Source organism: Gordonia sp. SCSIO 19800, assembly GCF_018132775.1.
Classification (GTDB): Bacteria; Actinomycetota; Actinomycetes; order Mycobacteriales; family Mycobacteriaceae; genus Gordonia; species Gordonia hongkongensis.
Genome location: NZ_JAGRQM010000031.1, coordinates 1 through 20,532 on the forward strand (window position 1 = coordinate 1; position 20,532 = coordinate 20,532).

Sequence of the window (20,532 nt, forward strand, 5' to 3'; positions counted from 1 at the left end):
CCGCTCAGCAACCACCGACCCCACCGAACGACCCGACCACCCCAACCCCACCTCCACACCACGCGACCAACCCTCGACCGTCGGGCGCACGGCAGTCGGCATCGGGTCGAGCGCGGCCACCGGCAGGGACGGGTCGTCGATCACCGCGTCGAGCAGGTCGGTCAGCATGGCGGCGACCGTCTCGGCGACACCCTCGCCGACGACGGACAGATCCGTCTTGACCGTGAGGCAGAGGTCGTCGCCCTCCGGTGCGGCGATGAGCGCGAGCGGATAGTGCGTGGCGTCGGACGTGCTCACGTCGCGGATCTCGAGGCCCGAGGTCCGCGACCCTGCCACGACCGTGTCCGCGTCGACCGGATACGACTCGAAGACCACGAGGGTGTCGAACAGGCGCGGATGCCCGGTCGCCGCGGTGATGTCGCCGAGTCCGATGAACTGGTGGTCGAGCATGCGGGCGCGGGCGTGGTGCAGTTCACCGATGAGAGCGGCCAGCGATCGACCCGGTGCGACGTCGGCAACGACCGGCACGGTGTTGATGAACAGGCCGATCATGCCGTCGGCACCGTCGAGGTCGGCCGGCCGCCCCGACACCGTCTCACCGAAGACGACTCGTTGCTCGCCGGTGAAGCGGGACAACACGATCGACCATGCCGCATTCAGCACGGTGCTCGTCGTCGTGCCCAGCGTCCGCACCGTCCGTTCGAGGGCGGCCCGGGTGGTCGCGGACACCCGCGCCGTCACCTCGTGCCGCCGGGGCTCGCGGTCGGCACCGGGGTGCACCTGTGGACGGACCAGCGTCGGAACGATGTCGGCGAGATGCTCGCGCCAGGCGGTGATCGCGGTCTCGGCGTCGCGTCGGTCGAGCCAGTCGAGGTAGGACTCGAAGTCACGTGCCGGCGTGATCGCCGGGCGGCCGAGGTGGGCCGCGAGGAGGTCGGCGACGAGAATCGGCCCCGACCATCCGTCCAGGATGATGTGGTGTGCGGTGATGACCAGTGTGTGCGCCGGGCCCGTCACCGTGTCGTGGGACACCGCGGAGAACCGGATGAGCGGCGGGTCGTCCAGGACAAACGGGCGTCGTAGGTCCTCGTCGGCGATCTGCACGATCCGCGAGGCCGCGTCGGCCATGCTCAGACCGGTGAGGTCCACGCCGCGGAAGTCGGGTTCGGTCACCGCGGGATGATCGGCCGGGGGTACCACCACGACCAGCCGACCCGACGGTGTGCGGGTGAACCCCGAGCGCAGTACCCGTTGCCTGGTCAGTAGTTCGCGGACTGCCGGCAGGATCATGTCGGCGGGGTGAGCTCCGTCGAACTCGATGACCGACTGGGTCACATAGGGATCGACGCCGACCAGCCGCTGGGCCTCGTAGAAGAGCCCCTGTTGGAGCGGCGTCGGCGGCCAGATCGCGTAGCGGCCGCGCGTCCGTGCTGCGCGTGTCCGGGTGGCGAGCACGTGGTCGATGTCCGTCTGGTCGAGCCCGCCGATCACGTCGGTCTCGCTCGGACCCGGGTCGCCCACGGCATCCACATACGCGGCGAGCGAGGACAGTGCAGATTCCCAGCGATCGGCGATCCCGCCCAGCGCGGACTCGTCGAACAATTCCTCGGGTGCGGTGAGGTCCACTCGCAACTCCCGACCCCCCGCGGTCGCCACCGAGGCGGCCGTCACGGTCAGCGCCGCCAATGCGATCATGTCTCCCCGAACCGACGGCGGAAGCGGCGGCGCGTCCCCGATCGGCACGAAATCCGTTGCCGTCGAATCGGTGTCGTCGATGTCTCCGCCCCCGAGCAGACCCAGGTAATTGACCGTGATCGGCGGGAGGGGCCGGTGTCGCAGCGGCGAGCCGGGACGCAACCATCGCAGGGGCCCGAACGCGATGCCGTTGTCCGGCATTCGGGACTGAGTGTCTTTGAGCGCCTTGACCATCGTCGCCAGACGATGACCGGGGGTGACGTCCGCGACGGTCTCACCCCGAGCTGCTGTGCTGGTCGCCTCCACCGGCCCGGGGACGTCGACGCTCACGGGTACGAACGAGGTGAACCATCCGACCGTCTCGGCCAGGTCGGCGCCGGGTGCGATGCCCTCTTCGCGGCCGTGGTTCTCGATCACCATCGACACCGGACCGGACGCCGTGACCGGATCCCGCAGCGCGAATGCCACGGCCGCGGCCACCACGGTGTCCGGGCGCGCACGGAACGTCTCGGTGACCGTGCCCAAGACACGCTCGGCCAGACCGGCTTCGACGGTGCGGGACACCGAGATCGTGGTCGCGAGACGGTCCCGGGCCCGGTCGATCTCCCACGCCGTCGGGGTCGGCGGCAGCTGGCGCGACCACCACTCGATCTCCTCCGCGCGGTCGGCGAGTCCGGCCAGCACACCCGACCAGCGCCGGAACGAGGTGCCCGAGGCCGAAAGTCCCGGTGTCTCCCCGTTGCGGTACTGCCACCACGCGCGCCCCAGACCGGCCACGATGGTCGGCCACGACACGGCGTCGACGCCGACATGATGGGCGGCGACGACGAGTCGCCCGGTGCCGTCGGCGAAGCGGACGCCGATCGCCGCGACCAGTCGTCCCTCCGCCGGCGACAAGGTCGCGAGGGCGCGCGCATGGGCTGCCCGGATGGCGCTGTCGACGGAGCGCGCCGGCGTCGATGGCCGGCTCGATGTCGAGATGTCCGAGCGGTCGAGGATCTCGACCGTGATGTCACCCGGGTCGCCGTCGCCCGCCACGACGACCGGACCCCCGACGGAGTCGGTCCGCAGCGATGCCGTCAGCATCGGATGGGCCGCGACGACCGCGGTCACCACCGCGCGGACGGCGGCCTCGTCCGCCTCGACCGGCAGCGCGAGCACCGTGCTCTGCGAGAAGTCCGCGAGATCGTCCGGGTCGTCGGCGAGGTCGAGCATCCACGCCAGGCCCGGGGTCATCCCAACCGGACCGACTGCCCCGCCCGGTATTTCGTCGAGTTTCCGGATCGCCTCCGTCTGTGCACGACGGGCCAGCTCACGGATGGTCGACGCCGCGAACACATCGCGCGGGGTCAGATGGAGCCCCGCGGCGCGCAGCATCGACGTGAGGCGGATGGATGCGATGGAGTCCCCGCCGAGTTCGAAGAACGACCGGGTCACCGGGACGTCCTCGACCCCGAGGAGTGATGCAACGATTGCGGCGACGGTCCGTTCCGCGTCGTCGGCGGGTGCGGCGACGGTCCGTTCCGCGTCGTCGGCGGGTGCGGCGTCGGCGTGGACGGCTTCCGACAACGGGTCGAAGCGCGGCGCCGGCAGCGATTTCCGGTCCAGTTTGCCGGTGCTGCCGAGCGGCGCTTCGGTCAGCGGCACCCACAGTGTCGGCCGCATGTACACCGGCAACGACGCGGTCACCGCCTCCCGCGCGCGTGCGATGAACTCGTCCCCGTCCGGTCCACCGCCGCCGGGTCCGATGAGATATCCCACCAGGTGGTCCGAACCGCCCGGGGCGCTCGCGACGGTGACCACGGCCTGGCGTACGCCGTCGATGCCGGACAGGACCGCCTCGATCTCACCGAGTTCGATTCGCTGTCCGCGGAGTTTGACCTGGAAGTCCCTGCGTCCCAGATACTCCAGGTCGCCCGCACGGTTACGCCGGACGAGGTCGCCGGTGCGGTACAGGCGTCGGCCGCCGCCTGCGGGATCGGCGACGAAGCGTTCGGCGGTGAGGTCCGGCCGCGCCGCATATCCGCGGGCGAGCTGGACGCCTCCCAGATACAACTCGCCGGTGACGCCCGCCGGCACGGGACGTAACCGTGCGTCGAAGACGAACGTCTGGGTGTTCCACACCGGCCGCCCGATGGGCACCACGTCGGCGCCGGGGTCTGGAGTCGCGACGGCGACCTCGACGGCGGCTTCGGTAGGACCGAACAGGTTGGAGACGCGTACGTGTGGGAGTGCGGCGCGCGTCGCCCGCAGCGTCCCCGGTGGCAGGGCCTCACCGGAACAGTAGAGGTGTCGCAGGCTCGGCAGGAGCGAACTCGCATCGTGCCGAATGTCACCGGCGCCGGGAGCGGAGCGAGCGGGCCGAATGTCACCGGCGCCGGGAGCGGAGCGAGCGGGCCAAATGTCACCGGCGTCGGGAGCGGAGCGAGCGGGCCGGATTTCGTCGATGAAGACGGCGAGCAGTGACGGTACGAAGTGCACCGTGGTGATCTGCTCGGCGTCGATCAGCCGAGCCATCGAATGCGGATCGAGATGGGCGTCGTCGGGCGCGATGACCAACCGGGCGCCGGTCAGCGCCGGGGTCAGCAGTTCGGGCACCGACACGTCGAAGGTGAAGGGCGTCTTCAGGAGGATCGAGTCGTGCGGTCCGATCCCGAATTCGTCGACTCCCCATCGCAATCGGTTGAGTACGGCGCGATGGGACACCGTGACGCCCTTGGGTCGGCCGGTGGACCCCGACGTGAAGATGGTGTACGCCGCGTGGTCGGGGCGCAGTATCGACAGACGTTCGTCGGCGGCGACCGGGACGGTGTCGAGGTCGACCGGGTTCGCGGCGTCCACAACGATCGCGCGGGCGACAACTTGCGCCGCGGGCGCCCGGTCGTCGCAGATCAGCGCGATCCTCGCGTGCGCGGTGTCGACCATGTGGCGAACGCGGTCGGAGGGAGCGTCGGGTGCCACCGGTATGTACTGACCGCCGGCGGCGAGTACCGCATGGACCGCGATGACCAGTTCGATCGACCGCGGCATGCACACCGCGACGCAGTCCTCCGGGCCGATCCCGAGCGCGATGAGTTCCCGCGCGAGGGTGGCCACCCGCGCCGCGAACTCGCGCTGGGTGAGAGTGCGGTCCCCGAAACGCACCGCGACTGCCTCCGGCAACCGCAGCTGGCTGGCGGCCGTGATCGCCGCCGGGATCGTGAGGGCGGGCAGGACGACCGCGGGACCGACCGAGAGCTGCTGTTGCGCATCAGCTTCAGCTGCGGTGAGGATCGGGACGTCGGCGACCGGCAGGTCGGCGTCGTCGGCGAGCGAGCTGAGTGTCGCGGACAACGCCGCGGAGATCATCTCCGCGGTCGCCGGGTCGAACAGCACAGTGGCATAGGCGATCGAGCCGGTCAGCCCACCGTCGGCGGTTTCGCGGAAACCGATGGTGAGGTCGAATTTCGCGGCGGTGTCCTCGATCTCGACGAACTCGGTGTCGAGACCGGCCAGTGTGCCGAACGCGGGTCTGCCGCTCGTGGAGTGGACGAGCAGCACCTGGGCGAGCGGCTCCACGTTCTCGATGCGCTGCGGGTTCACCGCGTCGATCACCCGCTCGAACGGCACGTCGGCGTTGTCGAACGCCGCGAGGTCGGCGTTCTTGACCTGCTCGAGCAACGCGCCGACGGTGACGTGCGGCTCGACGTCGACCGACAGGATGACGGTGTTGACGAACATGCCGATCAGCTGGTCGATCTCGCGTCGGCCTCGTCCTGCGACGGGCGTGGCCACGGCGATCCGGTTCGTCGACGTCAGGCGCGCGAGGACCGCGGCGGTGGCCGTGTGCGCGACCATGAACAGGGTGGCACGGCGGGCTGCGGCGCGTCGGCGCAGTCGCGACACGACGGCCGCGGGCAGCGACCACCGCACCGTGGCCGCGCGTCCGTCGCTTTCGGCGGGGCGCGGGCGATCGATCGGCAGCGGGAGGATGTCGGGCAGACCGGTCAACCGCTCGACCCAGAACCGCAACTGGCGCGCGATCAGGGAGTCGGCGTCCGCGGGGTCACCGAGCCGATGTCGTTGCCACACCGCGTAATCCGCGTACTGGAAGCGCAGGGCCGGCCAGTCCGGCGCGCGGCCCGACCGCCTGGCCGCGTACGCCCGCGCGATCTCGGCCGCCAGCACCGGTGCCGACTCACCGTCGGCGGCGATGTGGTGCAGCGCGATGACGAGTACGTGGTGATCCGCCGACGCGGTGATGACGCGCACCCGCACCGGTAGGTCCGTCGTCACGTCGAACGTGGTCGTGACGAGTTCCTGGATCTCCTGGTCGACGACCTCGCCGGATGATGCGACGGCCCGCGGCGGGACCACGGTGTGCCCGATCTTGATGCGCCCGGCCCAGTCGGTGGGTGCATGCGCCACGGGTTCGACACCGACGGCGCGAGCGCCCGTTTCGGCCGACGCGGACCCGGCCGCGATGGATTCCGCGCCGGTGTCGCCGTCGGGCGTCGTCGTCGGGTAGATCGTGCGCAGCACCTCGTGGCGGTCGACGACGTCGAGGATCGCCGTCCGCATCGCGGACACGTCGAGGTCCCCGCGCAGACGGACCACGATGGGGATCACGTAGGCGGCAGAGTGCGGATCGAACTGGTTGAGGAACCACATCCGGCGCTGGGCGTACGAGACGGGTACCGGGTCGGGCCGGCGGATCGCCTCGAGCGCGGGCAGATCGGCACCGCGACCGTGTTCCCCCGCATCGACGGCGGCGGCCAGCGCCCGGACCGTCGGCGTCTCGAACAGCGCGCGGACTCCGATCTCCACACCGAGCGAGCCACCCAGGCGGGCCACCACCCGGGTCGCCGACAGCGAGGTGCCGCCGAGATCGAAGAACGACGCCTCGGCCGACACCTCCTCCGCGGCATCGAGTCCGAGGACCTCGGCGTAGACCGCAGCGACCGCCTGCTCGGTTGCCGTCGACGGCCGGACGTGGACGTGTCCACCGAAACGCGGTGTGGGCAACGCCCTGCTGTCGAGCTTTCCGGTGGCCGTCAGCGGGATGTCGTCGATCGGCACGATCACGGTGGGCACCATGTGGGCGGGGAGCCGTCGAGCCGCGTGGGTCGCGACGTCTGCGGTGTCGGGCGCAGCGCCGGCGACACCATGGACCCAGGACACGAGGACCGTCTCACCCGAGGTCGGGTGCTCGATTCCGGCGGTCGTCGAGAAGTCCACCCCGGGGTGCTCGCCGAGAACGGCGTCGATCTCACCGAGCTCGATCCGGAAACCCCGGATCTTGACCTGGAAGTCGCTGCGGCCCAGGAAGTCCAGCGTCCAGCGGCCGCTCCGTCGGCGCCATCGTACGAGATCACCGGTCCGGTACATCCGCTCGCCCGGCGCGCCGAACGGTGCCGCGACGAAGCGCTCGGCGGTCAACGCGGTCCGGCCGACGTAGCCGGCGGCGAGGGCGGAACCCGCCAGATACAGTTCCCCGGCCACGCCGGCGGGAACGGGATGCAGGCGGGGATCGAGAACTGCGGCGGTGACACCGGCGATCGGACCACCGATGGTGACCGCGGAGTCGGGCCGCATCGGTGCCGACGACGTCGCCCAGATGGTGGTCTCGGTGGGACCGTAGAGATTGTGCATCGAGCGACCGGCGGCCCAGGCCCGGACCAGTTCCGGCGAACAGACGTCACCGGCGACGGAGATGACCTCGAGATCGGGGAACCCGGTGCCGGTCGCCGCGCCCGATCCGGTGACCGCCTCGGACACCGTGGCGAGGGCGGTCGGGGTGATCGTCGCGTGGGTGATACGCTCCCGCCGCAGGATCGCCGCGAGTTCGGTGCCGCCCGTGACCCCGCCGGGCACCACGACCATGGTCGACGCGGCCGCCACCGCGACCAGCGTCTCGAACACCGCGGCGTCGAAACCCGGTGCCGCGAAGCGGAGTACGCGCGCCGCCGGCGTGAGCCCGAATCTCGCACGGGCATCGGCGATCAGATCGGCAAGCCCGCGGTGGGTGACCGCGACGCCTTTCGGCCGGCCGGTCGAGCCGGACGTGAAGATGACATAGGCCGTCTCGTCGGGGCGCGGACGTCGGGCGGACGCGACTCCGGTCTCGTCCGGATCGCCGGGCTGTTCGGCGACAACCCAGTCCACCGCCGCAGCCGCCGGTCGCAGCCCGGCGACGACCTCGGACGAGGTGACCCCGAGACGCGCGTCGACGGTGTCCAGCATGTAGCGCAGGCGCTCCCCGGGCAGGCCGGGGTCGACGGGCGCCACCGCCGCGCCCGTGCGCGCGATCGCCCAGAACCCGACCGTGCCTTCGAGAGATCTCGGTGTGGCGAGGGCGATCACGGCGTCCGGCCCGGCGCCACGCGCACGGAGTACGTCGGCCAGCCGGCGCGTACGGAGGTCGAGCTCGGTGTACGTCAGGTGCTGCCCGTTCTCGGTGACCGCGATGCCGTCGGGATTCACGGCGATCGCGGCGTCCAGCAGGTCGGCGAGCGTCGACCTCGCCGACGCGAGACCCGGTGCCGCGATCACCGCATCCAAGTGATCGTCTCCGGTGGACAGGTCGCCGACCGGCGTGTGCGGCTCGTCCACCACCGCTCGCGCGATGGCGGTCATCCGACGGACGAACGCGTCCACCGTGCCGGCGTCGAAGAGGGCGGTGGCATAGGTGACGATCACGCGCGTGTCGTCGGCCGGGCTGCGGCCCGGCTCGTCGAGGACCGTGATCTGCAGGTCGACCTTCGCGGTGGTGACCGGGGCCTCGATCTCGGAGACGACGAGCCCCGGCAACTCGACGGTCGGCCGTGCGGCGTTCTGGAATGCCAGAGCGACCTGGACCAGCGGCGGGTGCGCGGTGTCGCGTACCGCGACGACCTCGTCGACGACAGTCTCGAACGGCAGGTCGGCGTGATCGAGTGCGGTCACGTCGATCTCGCGGATGTCGTCCAGCAGATCGGTGAACGAGGCCGCGCGACGCACCCGGCTGCGCAGCGCCAGCGTGTTGACGAACATCCCGATCAATGGGTCCAGATCGCGCTCGCCCCGACCCGCGACCGGGGTCCCGATGACGACGTCCTCGTCGGCGCCGGACCGGACAAGAGTGACCGCGAGCAGGGCGTGGACGGCCATGAACATCGTCGCGCCGTGCCGACCGGCGAGGTCTCCCAGAGCGTTCCAGGTGGCGGCGTCGAACGTCGCCGACAGCTCGGCACCCGAGTCGTCCCGGACCGCGGTGCGCGGCCGGTCCACCGGCAACTCGATGAGTGCCGGCACCCCGGCGAGACGGGTTCGCCAGTGGTCGAGCTGACGTGCTGCGAGAGACGTGGGGTCGCCGGCGTCCCCGAGCCGAAGGTGCTGCCACACCGAGTAGTCGACGTACTGGACCGGCAGGGGCGCCCAGCTGGGTTCGCGGCCGGCCGCGCGCGCCTCGTATGCGGTGACGAAGTCGGTGACCATCGGCGCGACCGAGCCACCGTCGCTGATGATGTGGTGCACCACCAGGACCAGGATCACGGCGTCGTCGGCGACGCGGATCAGGCGCGCCCGAACAGGCGCACCGGCTTCGAGATCGAAACCACGACTGGTGATCTCGGCGATGGTGGCCGTGACGTCGCCCTCGCCGGCGCCGCGCATGTCGATCGGGGGTGTCACCCGGACGTCGTGTCGAGGGTCTCCCGCGGGCGCGATGACCTGCTCGGGAACGCCGTCCACCGATACGAATCGAGTGCGCAACACCTCATGTCGCGCAAGCAGATCCGCGAGAGCCGCGGCGACGACCGCAGGGTCCGGGGACCGGTCATCCGCCGCCTCCGGACCCGAACCCGATGCGGCATCGAGGCGGAGCACGGCCGGGATGAGATACCCGGCCCCGCCCGGATCCAGCGTCTCCAGAAACCAGATTCGACGCTGTGCGGGCGACAACGGGAGCACCCCGTCGCGGCCCACTCGGCGCAGGGGCACCCGGCGATCAGCTCCCCCGCTTCCGTCGTGGTCGCGTCCGTCGATGACCGCTCCCAGACCCCGGACCGTCGGATCGGCGAACACTTCTCGCGCGGAGACCGTCGTGCCGAAATGCTCGGCTGCCCGGGCGGCCACCCGGGTAGCGGTGAGCGAGTTGCCACCGAGATCGAACAACGACGTGGTGACCCCGACGTCGCTCACGCCCAAGATCTCGGCGACCAGTGCGGCCAGGGCCTCCTCGGTCGCGCCGGCGGGCGGCTCGGCCTCCGGGCCATCGCCGGACCCCGGATCGGGCAGCGCGCCGCGATCGAGCTTGCCGTTCACGGTGAGCGGCAGTCGGGGTAGCCGGACGAACCGGGTGGGCACCATGTACTCGGGCACCGCGGTCGCCAGGCGCGTGCGGATCTCGCTATCCGACAGCCCGACTGCGTCATCCGCCGCCGAAGCGGCGCCGCCCGCGGCGACGAGGTAGCCGACCAGATGCTCGGTGTCGCCGAGCGTACGGATGTCCGCCCCCGCCGCGTCGACGCCGTCGAGCGCCGACATCGCCGACTCGACCTCTCCCAGCTCGATCCGGAAGCCGCGGAGTTTCACCTGGCCATCGCGTCGTCCCACGAATTCGATGGACCCGTTGCGGGACATCCCGACGTCGCCGGTCCGGTACATCCGACCGCCCGGCGGTCCGAACGGGTCGGCGACGTACCGTGTGGACGTCTGACCGTGCCGGTTCAGGAACCCGCGGGTGACCTGGGCGCCCGCGACGTACAGTTCACCGGGCACGCCGTCGGGCACGGGGGCGAGCCGACCGTCGAGGACGTACACCCGCGAACCGAGCAGCGGGGTCCCGATGTCGGAGGCGGTTGCCCGGTCGACGAATGCGCGCGTCAGTTCCCGACGGGTCATGTAGACGGTGGTCTCGGTGGGACCGTACATGTTGTTCAGTTGCGGGCCCGCGACATCGGCGCCGGGACGGGTCGCCGACCCGTCGGCCGCCCGGTCGGTCTGCCATGTCCGGACATGCTCGTAGTCGAGGAGTTCGCCCGAGAAGTGCAGGCGCCGAACGGAGTCGGGCAATCGACGGCCGAGGGGTGGGCGGACGACCGCCGCGAACTGATAGAACGACGACGGGGTGAAGTTGACGATCGTGACCCCGTGTCGGTCGAACGCCTCGACCACGTCGTCCGGGGCGCGGGTCGTCGCGTGGTCGAGCACGAGGAGACGACCGCCGGCGCGCAGTGCGGCCCAGATCTCGCCGACCGAGACGTCGAACGCGTAGGAGTGGAACATCGACCACACGTCGTCGGGCGAACTCTCCACGACGGCGTCGAGCGCATCGAGCAGCGACACCACGTTGTCGTGGGTGACGACAACTCCTTTGGGGCGCCCGGTGGAACCGGAGGTGTACATCACGTAGGCGCTCGACTGGGCGGTCACGTGCTCCGGCAGCGGTGGGGTCGAGACCGACCGGGCATCGATGTCGTACTGCGCCAACAGGTCCTGCGGCGTGCACAGCGGCGCGGGCATCGCAGCCCAGGCTCCGGCCGTCTCGGCGTCGGCCACGACGGCGACCGGCGACGCGTCCTCGACGATCCCGCGCAGGCGCGCGACCGGATGTGTCCGGTCGAGGGGTAGATAGGCGGCACCGGTCTTGAGAACCGCGAGCAACGCCACGATGAGGTCCACCGAGCGCGGGAGCGCGACCCCCACGAGTGTTTCGGGACCCGCACCACGATCGACGAGGGCGTGCGCCATCCGTTCGGAGCGCTCGTCGAGTTCCCGGTAGGTGAGCGACGCCCCGTCGAGGTCGGCGAGAGCGACGGCGTCGGCACGTCGTCGTGCGGCGATCCGGAAGAGCCCCGGCAGCGACTCGCGGTCACCGAGGCCCAGGATCTCGGTGATCCGCCGGTCGAGTTCATCGACGATTCCGGCCGCGGCGGTAGCCAGTTGCGATCCGCTCAGCCCCGCGCGCGGCATCAGCGCCGTCACCGTCGCGCGGAGGGCGGCGTCGGGCGCGACGCCCCGCTCCGCCAGGGTGATCGCCGAGGCCGAGACCCGGCGGTGCAGAGCACGGAAGGTCACCGGGCCGGCCGCCCCGGACATCGCCTCGTCGTCGCCCGCATGGGCGGCGGCGAGCGCCAGCAGCCGAAGCGCGGACGGGCGGCGCAGCGACGGCTGGGCATGCCCCGTCGAGGTGCGGGGAATCGAGGTGTCCGACGTCACGCGGGTTCCACTCGATTTCGCTGGACCGCGCCCGATCCGGCGCCCGTGTGACCGTGCACCACGGCATCGGCGGCGGACCGCACACTCTCGAAGACCTCGTCGATGGACCGGTCGGCGTCGGCGAGGAGCGTCGCCACGGCGATCGTCAACGCCTCCGCCGGGTCTTCGTCGGGAATCGACATCGACATGGCGACCGCGGTTGCCTCGAGATCGGCAAAGGTCACCTGTGGCGCCCCCGCGACGCCGATGACCGTGTCGGGCGCGACGGCCGCGACCTCCGACACCAGCTCGTGCAGCGGCCGAACGGCATCGGTTCCGCGCACATCCGGCGCGTTCTGCTCCGCCCAGACGGCGAGATCCCCGATCGCAGTGTCCGGCCGTGACACGATGTCGGCCAACAGATTTCGGAATCTCTCGGCGAACAGGGCCACCGTGCCGGGGTCGAAGAGATCGGTATCGAAGGCGATCTGCCCGCCCAACGCGCCGTTCCGGTCGACGCCGTCGGGGTCGCCCGGGTAGAGCATGACCTCGAGGTCCACCTTGGCGGGAAAGGACTCGGGCAGACGCGGCCGGACATGCAGCCCGTCGAGTTCGATGTCCGGGAACTCGAGATTCTGGTACGAGAGCATCACCGAGAACAACGGGTTGCGGCGTCCGCGGCGGACCGACGTACGGTCGGTCCGGGCGAGATGATCGACGATCTCGTCGAAGGACACGTCGGTGTGACCCAGGTCGGCGAAATCATCGGTGTGCACCCGTCGCAAGAGCTCCGCGAACGGCTCGTCGAGGCGAAGCCGCGTACGCAGGGGCACCGTGGTCGCGAGCATCCCCACCATGTCAGTCAGGGCGGGATCATCACGACCGGCGAACGGTGTGCCGATGACGATGTCGTCGCTTCCCGACAACCGCCCGATCAGGACCGCGATCGCCGCGTGCAGGACGGCGAACTGCGTCGTGTTGCCCACCCGCGCCATCTGACGGAGCATCGTCGCGGTCGACGACGGGATGTCGAGATCGACGACTCCGCCCACATGGCGGGGCTCCACGGGCCGGGGCCGGTCGGTCGGGATCGTCGCCGGCTCCCCCGCCCGATCCAGACGCTGCCCCCAGTACCGCAGTTGACGCTGCCGTTCCGTCTCCCCGTCGGGCCGCGTGGTCTGCAGGCGCTCGGCGTGCCAGATCGCATAGTCGGCGAACTGCACGCGCTGCCCCACCGCACTTCTCGATCCGGCTCGCCCCGAGATGCGGGCGGAGTAGAACTCGGCGAGGTCGCGGGCCAGCGGGCCGAGCGACCCACCGTCGGCGTTGATGTGGTGGACGACGAACACCAGCACGTGCCGGTCCGGGCTCACCCGCAGGATCGTCGCGCGGACCGCCGGGGGGCCGGTCAGGTCGAAACCAGCTCCGACGACAGCGGCGACCTCGGCGCCCAACCTGTCCTCGGCGGGCATGTCGGGCCGGTCACCGGCGAGATCGACGAGCGGAATCCGCAACGCGTGCACCGCATCCGCAGCGGGAATGATGAGTTGCACCGGTGTGCCGTCGTGCAGCGGGTAACGGGTGCGCAGCGACTCGTGCCGCGCGACGAGGTCACCCACCGCGCCCGTGAGGGCCGGGACGTCGAGCCGGCCGTCGAGTTCCAGGGTCAGGCCGACGTTGTAGGCAGGCGAGGCCGGATCGGTCTGATTGATCGACCACAGGCCGCGTTGCACTCCCGTGAGGTCGACGACATGAGTGCGTTCGCGCGGCGTCAGCATGCGTCCCGAGACCGCCCGGTCTGCCGTCGCCACCGCCGCCACGAAGTCCGCGACGGTCGGGTTCTCGAAGAGCAGCGACATCGGCACGCGGCGTCCGACATGCTGTTCGACGCGATAGGCGACCTTGGTCGCCGACAGCGAGCTCCCGCCGAGTTCGAAGAACCCGTCGTACACACTGACCTCCCGCAGACCGAGCACGTCGGCGAAGATCTGGGCCACGACGCCCTCGAGCCGGCTGCGGGGGCCGACATATTCACGTGCGGGCGAGATCTCCACCGCGGGCAGGGCGCGGCGGTCGACCTTGCCGGTCCGGGTCATCGGCAACTCGTCGAGCACCACCACGGTGTGCGGTACGAGGTGCGACGGCAGGCGGGCGGCGGCGTGGTCGAGGATGTGCTCGGGTGCGGGGACCCGGTCGGCAGGGGCGGTCACATACGACACCAGCACCGTGTCCCCAGCGGGAGTCGTCGTTCCGACGGTGACCGCGATGTCCACGTCGGGATGACTTGCGAGCACGCCGTCGACCTCGCCGGGTTCGACCCGCATGCCGCGGATCTTGATCTGGAAGTCGTTGCGCCCGTGGTAGACGATGTCGCCGGACGGTGTGCGCGTGACGAGGTCACCGGTGCGGTACATCCGCCCCCCGGTCTCGAACGGATCGGCGACGAACCGGCCCGCCGTCAGTCCGGGACGACCGTGGTAGCCGCGCCCGAGTGCCCGTCCCGACAGGTACAGCTCACCCAGGACACCGTCCGGCACCGGACGCAGGCAGGCGTCGAGGACCCGGACGCCGACTCCGGCGATCGGCCCACCGATCGTGACCGGTTCCGCGGGCCGGAGGGGCGCGGAGGCGGTGGCCCAGATGGTGGTCTCGCTGGGACCGTAGAGATTGAGCAGCGGGCGGCCGGCTGCATGCCACCTCGCGACCAACTCCGGAGGGCAGGCCTCGCCCGCCACCATCACGACCGAGAGTTCGGGCACCGCGGCAGGATCGAGAGTGGCGAGCGCGGTGGGCGTCATGATCGTGTGGGTGACCCGGTGACGGGCGATGATGGTCGCCAGCTCGGGACCGGCGAACACCTCGGGTGGGCTGATCGCCAGCTGGGCGCCCGAACACACCGCGAACACGATCTCCCAGACCGCGACATCGAATCCCGGTGCGGCGACGTGGAGTATGCGCGAGTCCGGGCCCGCGCCCAAGCGATGCTGCTGCTCACCGACCAGTTCGGCGAACCCGGCGTTGGTCACCGTGACGGCCTTGGGCCGGCCGGTGGACCCGGAGGTGAATTGGAGATAGGCCGCGTCGTCGAGGGCGATCGGCCGTACCCGCTCGGCGTCGGCCACCCGGTTCGTCGGCCGTCCGGCGATGCCCAGATCCACCTCGAGGTCATCGAGAACCAGCTGCGCGACCGTGGATCGGGTCGCCGAGGACCCGGCGCCGTCCGTGGTGACGGGATCCGCCGTGATGACCAGAACCGCACCGCTGTCGGCGAGCATCGCCGAACGGCGGGCGGCGGGCAGACGGGAGTCGATCATCACGAAGGCGGCGCCGCTCATGGCCACGCCCAGTACGGCCAGGACCGACCGGGGCGAGCGCGGGATGCTCACCGCGACGACGTCGCCTGGGCCGATGCCGCGTTCGATCAGGACGCGGGCGATCTGATTGGTCGTGGTCGTCACCTCGGACCAGCGGACCGCGCTCTCCCCGAGCAGGGCAGGGGCGCCGGGGTCGGCGCTCGCGAGACCGCGCGTCAGCAGGGTTGCGAGGGTCTGCTCGGGACGCGATCCCCAGGCCGGCGCCGCCAGGGTACGCATCTCGTCCGGGCGGAGCAGGTCGATCGCACCGATGCTCCGCGACGGCTCGTGCACCATCTGCTCCAGGACGAACTCCAGCCGCCGCGCCATGTCGCGCACCGTAGCGTCGTCGAAAAGGTCGGTTGCATAGGCGAATTCGACGTCGTAACGGTCGGTGCGGTCGGTGACCGACACGGTCACGTCGTACTTCGCGGACGGTACCCGGGCATCGAGGACCTCCGCGGACCCGGCCCATCGGGCGAGCTCGGCCAACTGATCGGGTTGAACCGTCAGCGCGACCTGGAACAGCGGCGAGTGCGACGGCGACCGGTGTGGCGCGACAGCGTCCACGACCCGTTCGAACGGGACGTCGGCGCGGCTCATCGCACGCGCGCAGCGGCGATGCGCGGCGGTGACGAAGTCGACGACGGTGTCCCCGGGTTGCAGGGTCGTTCGCAGCACGACGGTGTTGACGAACATGCCGACGAGGTCGGCGAGCGCCGGATCGTCGCGGCCGGCGACCGCGGTCCCGATACTCACGTCGTCGGTGGCGGCCAGCCGACCCAAGGTGATCGCCAGGGCGGACTGGAACACCGCGAACGGGGTGACCGCCAACGATCTCGCGAGCTGCCGGATCCCCGCGGTCAGGCCCGTCCCGAGCACGGTGTCCACATGCGCTCCGCTGCTCGACATCACCCGCGGACGCGGCCGATCGGTGGGCAACTGCAGCAGATCCGGCGCGCCACGCAACTCCCCCCGCCAGAACTCCAGGCCCTCGACCAGAACCGACGACGGCGCATCCGGCGTTCCGAGCGTCTCGGCGCGCTCGACGGCGACATCGGCGTACTGCATCGGCAACGGCGCGAGATCCGGCTCCGCACCCGCGCGCCGACTGTCGTACGCGGTCATCAGATCTCGCAGCAGCGGCCGGAGCGAGTGCCCGTCGGCCGCGATGTGATGAAGGACCAGCACGACGATGTCGCCATCCGGATGACCTGTCAGCAGGCGGTACCGGAACGGGATCTCCTCGGCCAGGTCGAAGCCCACGTCGGTGATGGCGGAGATCGCCACGTCCACATCGTCTCCGGCGTCGGTCACATGTGTCCCGCTCGCTGCGCTCCCGGCGACAGTGACATGTGTCCCGCTCGCTGCGCTCCCGGCGACAGTGACATGTGTCCCGCTCGCTGCGCTCCCGGCGACGAGCTCAACGTGTGTCCCGCCGGCCAGAAGATCGGCAGCCGTGCGCGAGTCCAGGATTCGCTGCTCGGGTTCGCCGTCGACGACCGGGAACACCGTGCGCAGGATCTCGTGCCGGTCCACGACATCCCGGACCGCCCGGTTCATGGCATCGGCGTCCAGCGCGTGCGCCAGGCGCAGCGCGCCCGACATGTTATAGGTCGACTCGGCCGGCGACATCCGGTTGATGAACCACAACCGGGTCTGCGCCTGCGACAGCGGGATTCGCGCCGGACGCGGTGGCTGCGACCGGGTCGCGGCGGACGGGTCGGACTGCGGGACGACCACGGCGCGTGACGCGAGATCGGCGAGGTCGACCGCGTCGAAGACGTCGGTCAGGGCGATCCCCAGCCCGTGGTCGACACGTGCGCGGGCCACCATCCGGGCGGCGAGCAACGAATCCGCACCCAAAGCGAAGAGATTGTCCGAGACGCTGACCCCCTCACGGTCCAGCGCCTCCTCCACCAGCGACACGATCGCCCGCTCGACCGGGGTCTGCGGCGTCCGGAAACTCGTTGCGGCGGAGCCGAGTACGGGAACCGGCAGCGCGCGTGTGTCCAGCTTGCCCGACCGGGTGGTGGGAAACGCATCGAGGAAGACAATCCCCGGCGGAACCATGTGTCCGGGGAGTCGCCGTCGGCAGTGCGCACGCACAGCGTCGGCATCGAGCAGTTGCCGGGTGTCACCGGCATCATGATCGGCGCGGGATTCGGGCACGGACCCATCCCGGCGAGCACGGAGATAGGCGACGAGAACCGGTGCGGGCCCGAGATCGCGGCGGGCGACGACCGCTACCGCGTCGACGCCCGGGATCGCGGCGATCACCGCCTCCACCTCGCCGGGTTCCACGCGCTGACCCCGGATCTTGATCTGCTGATCGGTTCGTCCCAGATACTCCAGTTCACCGTCGGCAGTCCATCGGACCAGATCCCCGGTGCGGTACATCCGGGCACCCACGTCCCCCCGCGGATCGGCCGTGAACCTGCCTGATGTCAGTCCCGGCGCACCGACGTAGCACGATGCCAGCTGCGGCCCCACCAGATACAACTCGCCGGCGACCCCGACCGGAACCGGACGGAGTCGGCTGTCGAGGACCCGCACCTCGGTCCCCGGTACCGGGTGTCCGATCGGAACGACGGGACCATCCGTCGTGACCCGCTGGGCGGTCACGTCGATCGCCGCCTCGGTCGGCCCGTACAGATTCACCAGTCCGGCACGGGTGGTCGACCGTACGCGCCGGGCGAGCCGGGCCGGCAGCGCCTCGCCCGACGTGAACACCCAGCGCACGTGGTCGGGTAGGGAGAGCCGTTCGTGCGCCATCGTGTCGGTTCCGCCGAAGTCGTCGACGGACTGAGTCGTCGAACCACCGGGGTCCGGTCCGAGCACCACGTCGAGATAGGCATCGAGCATGGACGGTACGAAATGCAGGACGGTGACGCCGGAGCGCGCGATGAGGTCGCGTAGGTACGCGGGATCGCGGTGTCCGCCGGGCATCGCGATCACCATCCGCGCCCCGACGCGCAACGGCCACAGCAACTCCCAGACCGACACGTCGAAGGTCGCCGGCGTCTTGTACAGCACGCCGTCCCCCGCGGCGATCGGGTGACCGTGCTGCATCCACCCGAGGCGTTGCTCGATCGCCCGATGACCGATCTCAACACCTTTGGGGGTCCCGGTCGATCCCGACGTGAAGATGACGTAGGCGGCCAGATCAACCGGAACCCGGGTCTCCCGATGCGGCCGTGCAGTCGGACCGGGAAGCGGGGAGTCGAGACCGGCGATGAAGTGTGCGTCGACGACCAGGGCGGGTTCGACCGCGGCGATGATCGCCTGTCGCCGCTCGTCCGGTTCGGCCGGATCGACGGGCACGTAGGCCGCACCCAGCCCGATCGCGGCATACACCGCGCACACCTGCTCGATCGAGCGTTCCAGTGCCACGACGATGCGATCGCCGCGCCGCGCGCCCAGACTCGTGAATCGGTCCGCGAATGTGTCGCAGGCACGCGCGAATTCGCGGTAGGTGAGGGTGGTGTCGCCGAACGTCACCGCGGCCGCGTCCGGCGTCGACTCGACCTGGCGATCGAAGGCGGCCAGCACGTGCTCACCGACAACGCCGACGGCCGGCCCGCCGGAACCGAGGTGATCCAGGGTTGCCGACTCCCCGGCCATCAGCAGGTCGAGGTCGGTGACCGGCCGGTTCGGGTGCGCGACGAACTGGGTGAGCACGTTGAGCAGGCGACCGCGATGTGCCTCGAGTTCCGCCGACCCGTACAGCGTGGGGTTCGCGTGCAGACCCACTTCCAGCGGGGCCTCCGGGCCGGCCGCGAAGACGTTCATCACCAGGTCTTCGACCAGACCGGCGGACAGCATGTGATAGCGCACGCGGGCGCCGTCGATGACAATCGGCTTGTCGAACAGCAACAGGTTGACCAACGGTCCGAACGACGTACCGCGGGCATCACCGAAACCGGCTGCCGCCCTGATGTCCTCCGATCGATACCGTTGATGGCGCAGACCCGCGGTGATCTCCGCGCTGACCGCCGCGACGACGTCGGCGCACGTCGCCGAGGAGATTCCGTCCACACGCAGCGGCAACATGTTGGAGACCATCCCGGCCGAGTGCCGGACGCGCGCCGTCGTCCGCGCGGTGACCGGCAGACTGAGGACGATGTCGTCGCTGCCGGACATGCGCGCCAGGAACGCGGCGAACGCGGCGGTGAGGATGGCAGCAACCGAGGCGTCGAGATCCCGGGCGCACCGACGCAGCGCCTCATCCAGTTCGGGACCGAGCAGCCCGGCGGAGACGACGGTCTCGTTGCGGACGCCGGCGGTGGCCGGGTGTGCCGCGAGGCTGACCCGCTCGGGGAGCCCGGCGGCACGTTCCTGCCAGAACTCGCGGTCTTTCTCGAACCGCGTGCTCTGCCGGTAGGCGGCGTCGTCGGCGACCACCTCGGCGATACTGGCGCGGCGGACCGGTCGGCGTCCGGTTCGCGGCGGGACCGCGGCAGCGACCTCCGCCGCAGGATTCGGCGCGCGGTGCTCGTTGTAGCGCGCCACCGCTTCGTGCAGGCACATCAGTGCGCCGTATCCGTCGAACGCGATGTGGTGACCGCGCATGTACCAGTACGTCCGGTCGTCGGCGATCCGGATGAAGGCCGCGACGGCGACCGGATCGGCCAGCAGGTCCACCGACCGCTGATGGTCGGCGCGCATCCAGTCGGCGGCGGCCGCTTCGGGATCCGGGTGCGTCCGCAGATCGATGTCGATCACGTCGAACGGTACGGAGAAGTCGATGTATTGCCGAGGCGTGCCGTCGACCTCGATCACACGCGTGTACGCCGTCTGCAGGTCGCGTGCCGCCTCCAGCACTCCCCGACGGAACAGCTCCCGATCGAACGGGCGTCCGTCGTCGACGATGTCGAGGTAGTGCGCGACGGTGACCGAGTGGTCGTCGACCAGGTTCTCGGCAAACCACATGGCGCGTTGGGCCGCGGTCAGCTCCAGTAGATCCGCCCCTCGAGGCGCGCGGGGTGCCCCCGGGCGCCAGTCTCCCCCAGTCCCATCTCGGTGGGACACAGTGTCATCCATGCCTCGTCCGACGTCGGTTTCGGCGATTGGGTCGCTCGACGATGACGCCCCCGCGTCCCCCCGCAGCGATCGTCGAACAGCAACGAATCATACGCGGTACATCGCATCCGCTTCGGAAAGTGATACATCCCGCACGACCGGCCGTTCCCGACGATCGGACGACTTCGAAAACTGGTGTGACAGATGGGAACACCCGAGTGCGATGGAGCCACACTGGTCACTTTCGTACCGTCTGGCGTGGTTCCGGGACCGTAGGATTCGGTCGTTCGACCGACACCGGGGC

2 protein-coding genes are annotated in these 20,532 nt (G+C 70.5%); both read right to left on the reverse strand.

Features of this window, described 5'->3' with window-relative positions; all coding sequences use genetic code 11:
- Positions 1–11,874, reverse strand: an 11,874-nt coding sequence (locus KB201_RS22785) for a non-ribosomal peptide synthetase (RefSeq protein ID WP_211540585.1), incomplete at its 3' end; no start/stop codon positions are given.
- Complete coding sequence (locus KB201_RS22790; RefSeq protein ID WP_249146351.1) at positions 11,871–20,138, reverse strand: non-ribosomal peptide synthetase; 8,268 nt, start codon at positions 20,136–20,138, stop codon at positions 11,871–11,873. The genes KB201_RS22790 and KB201_RS22785, both read right to left, overlap by 4 nt.
- Between the last annotated feature and the right edge of the window lie 394 nt (positions 20,139–20,532).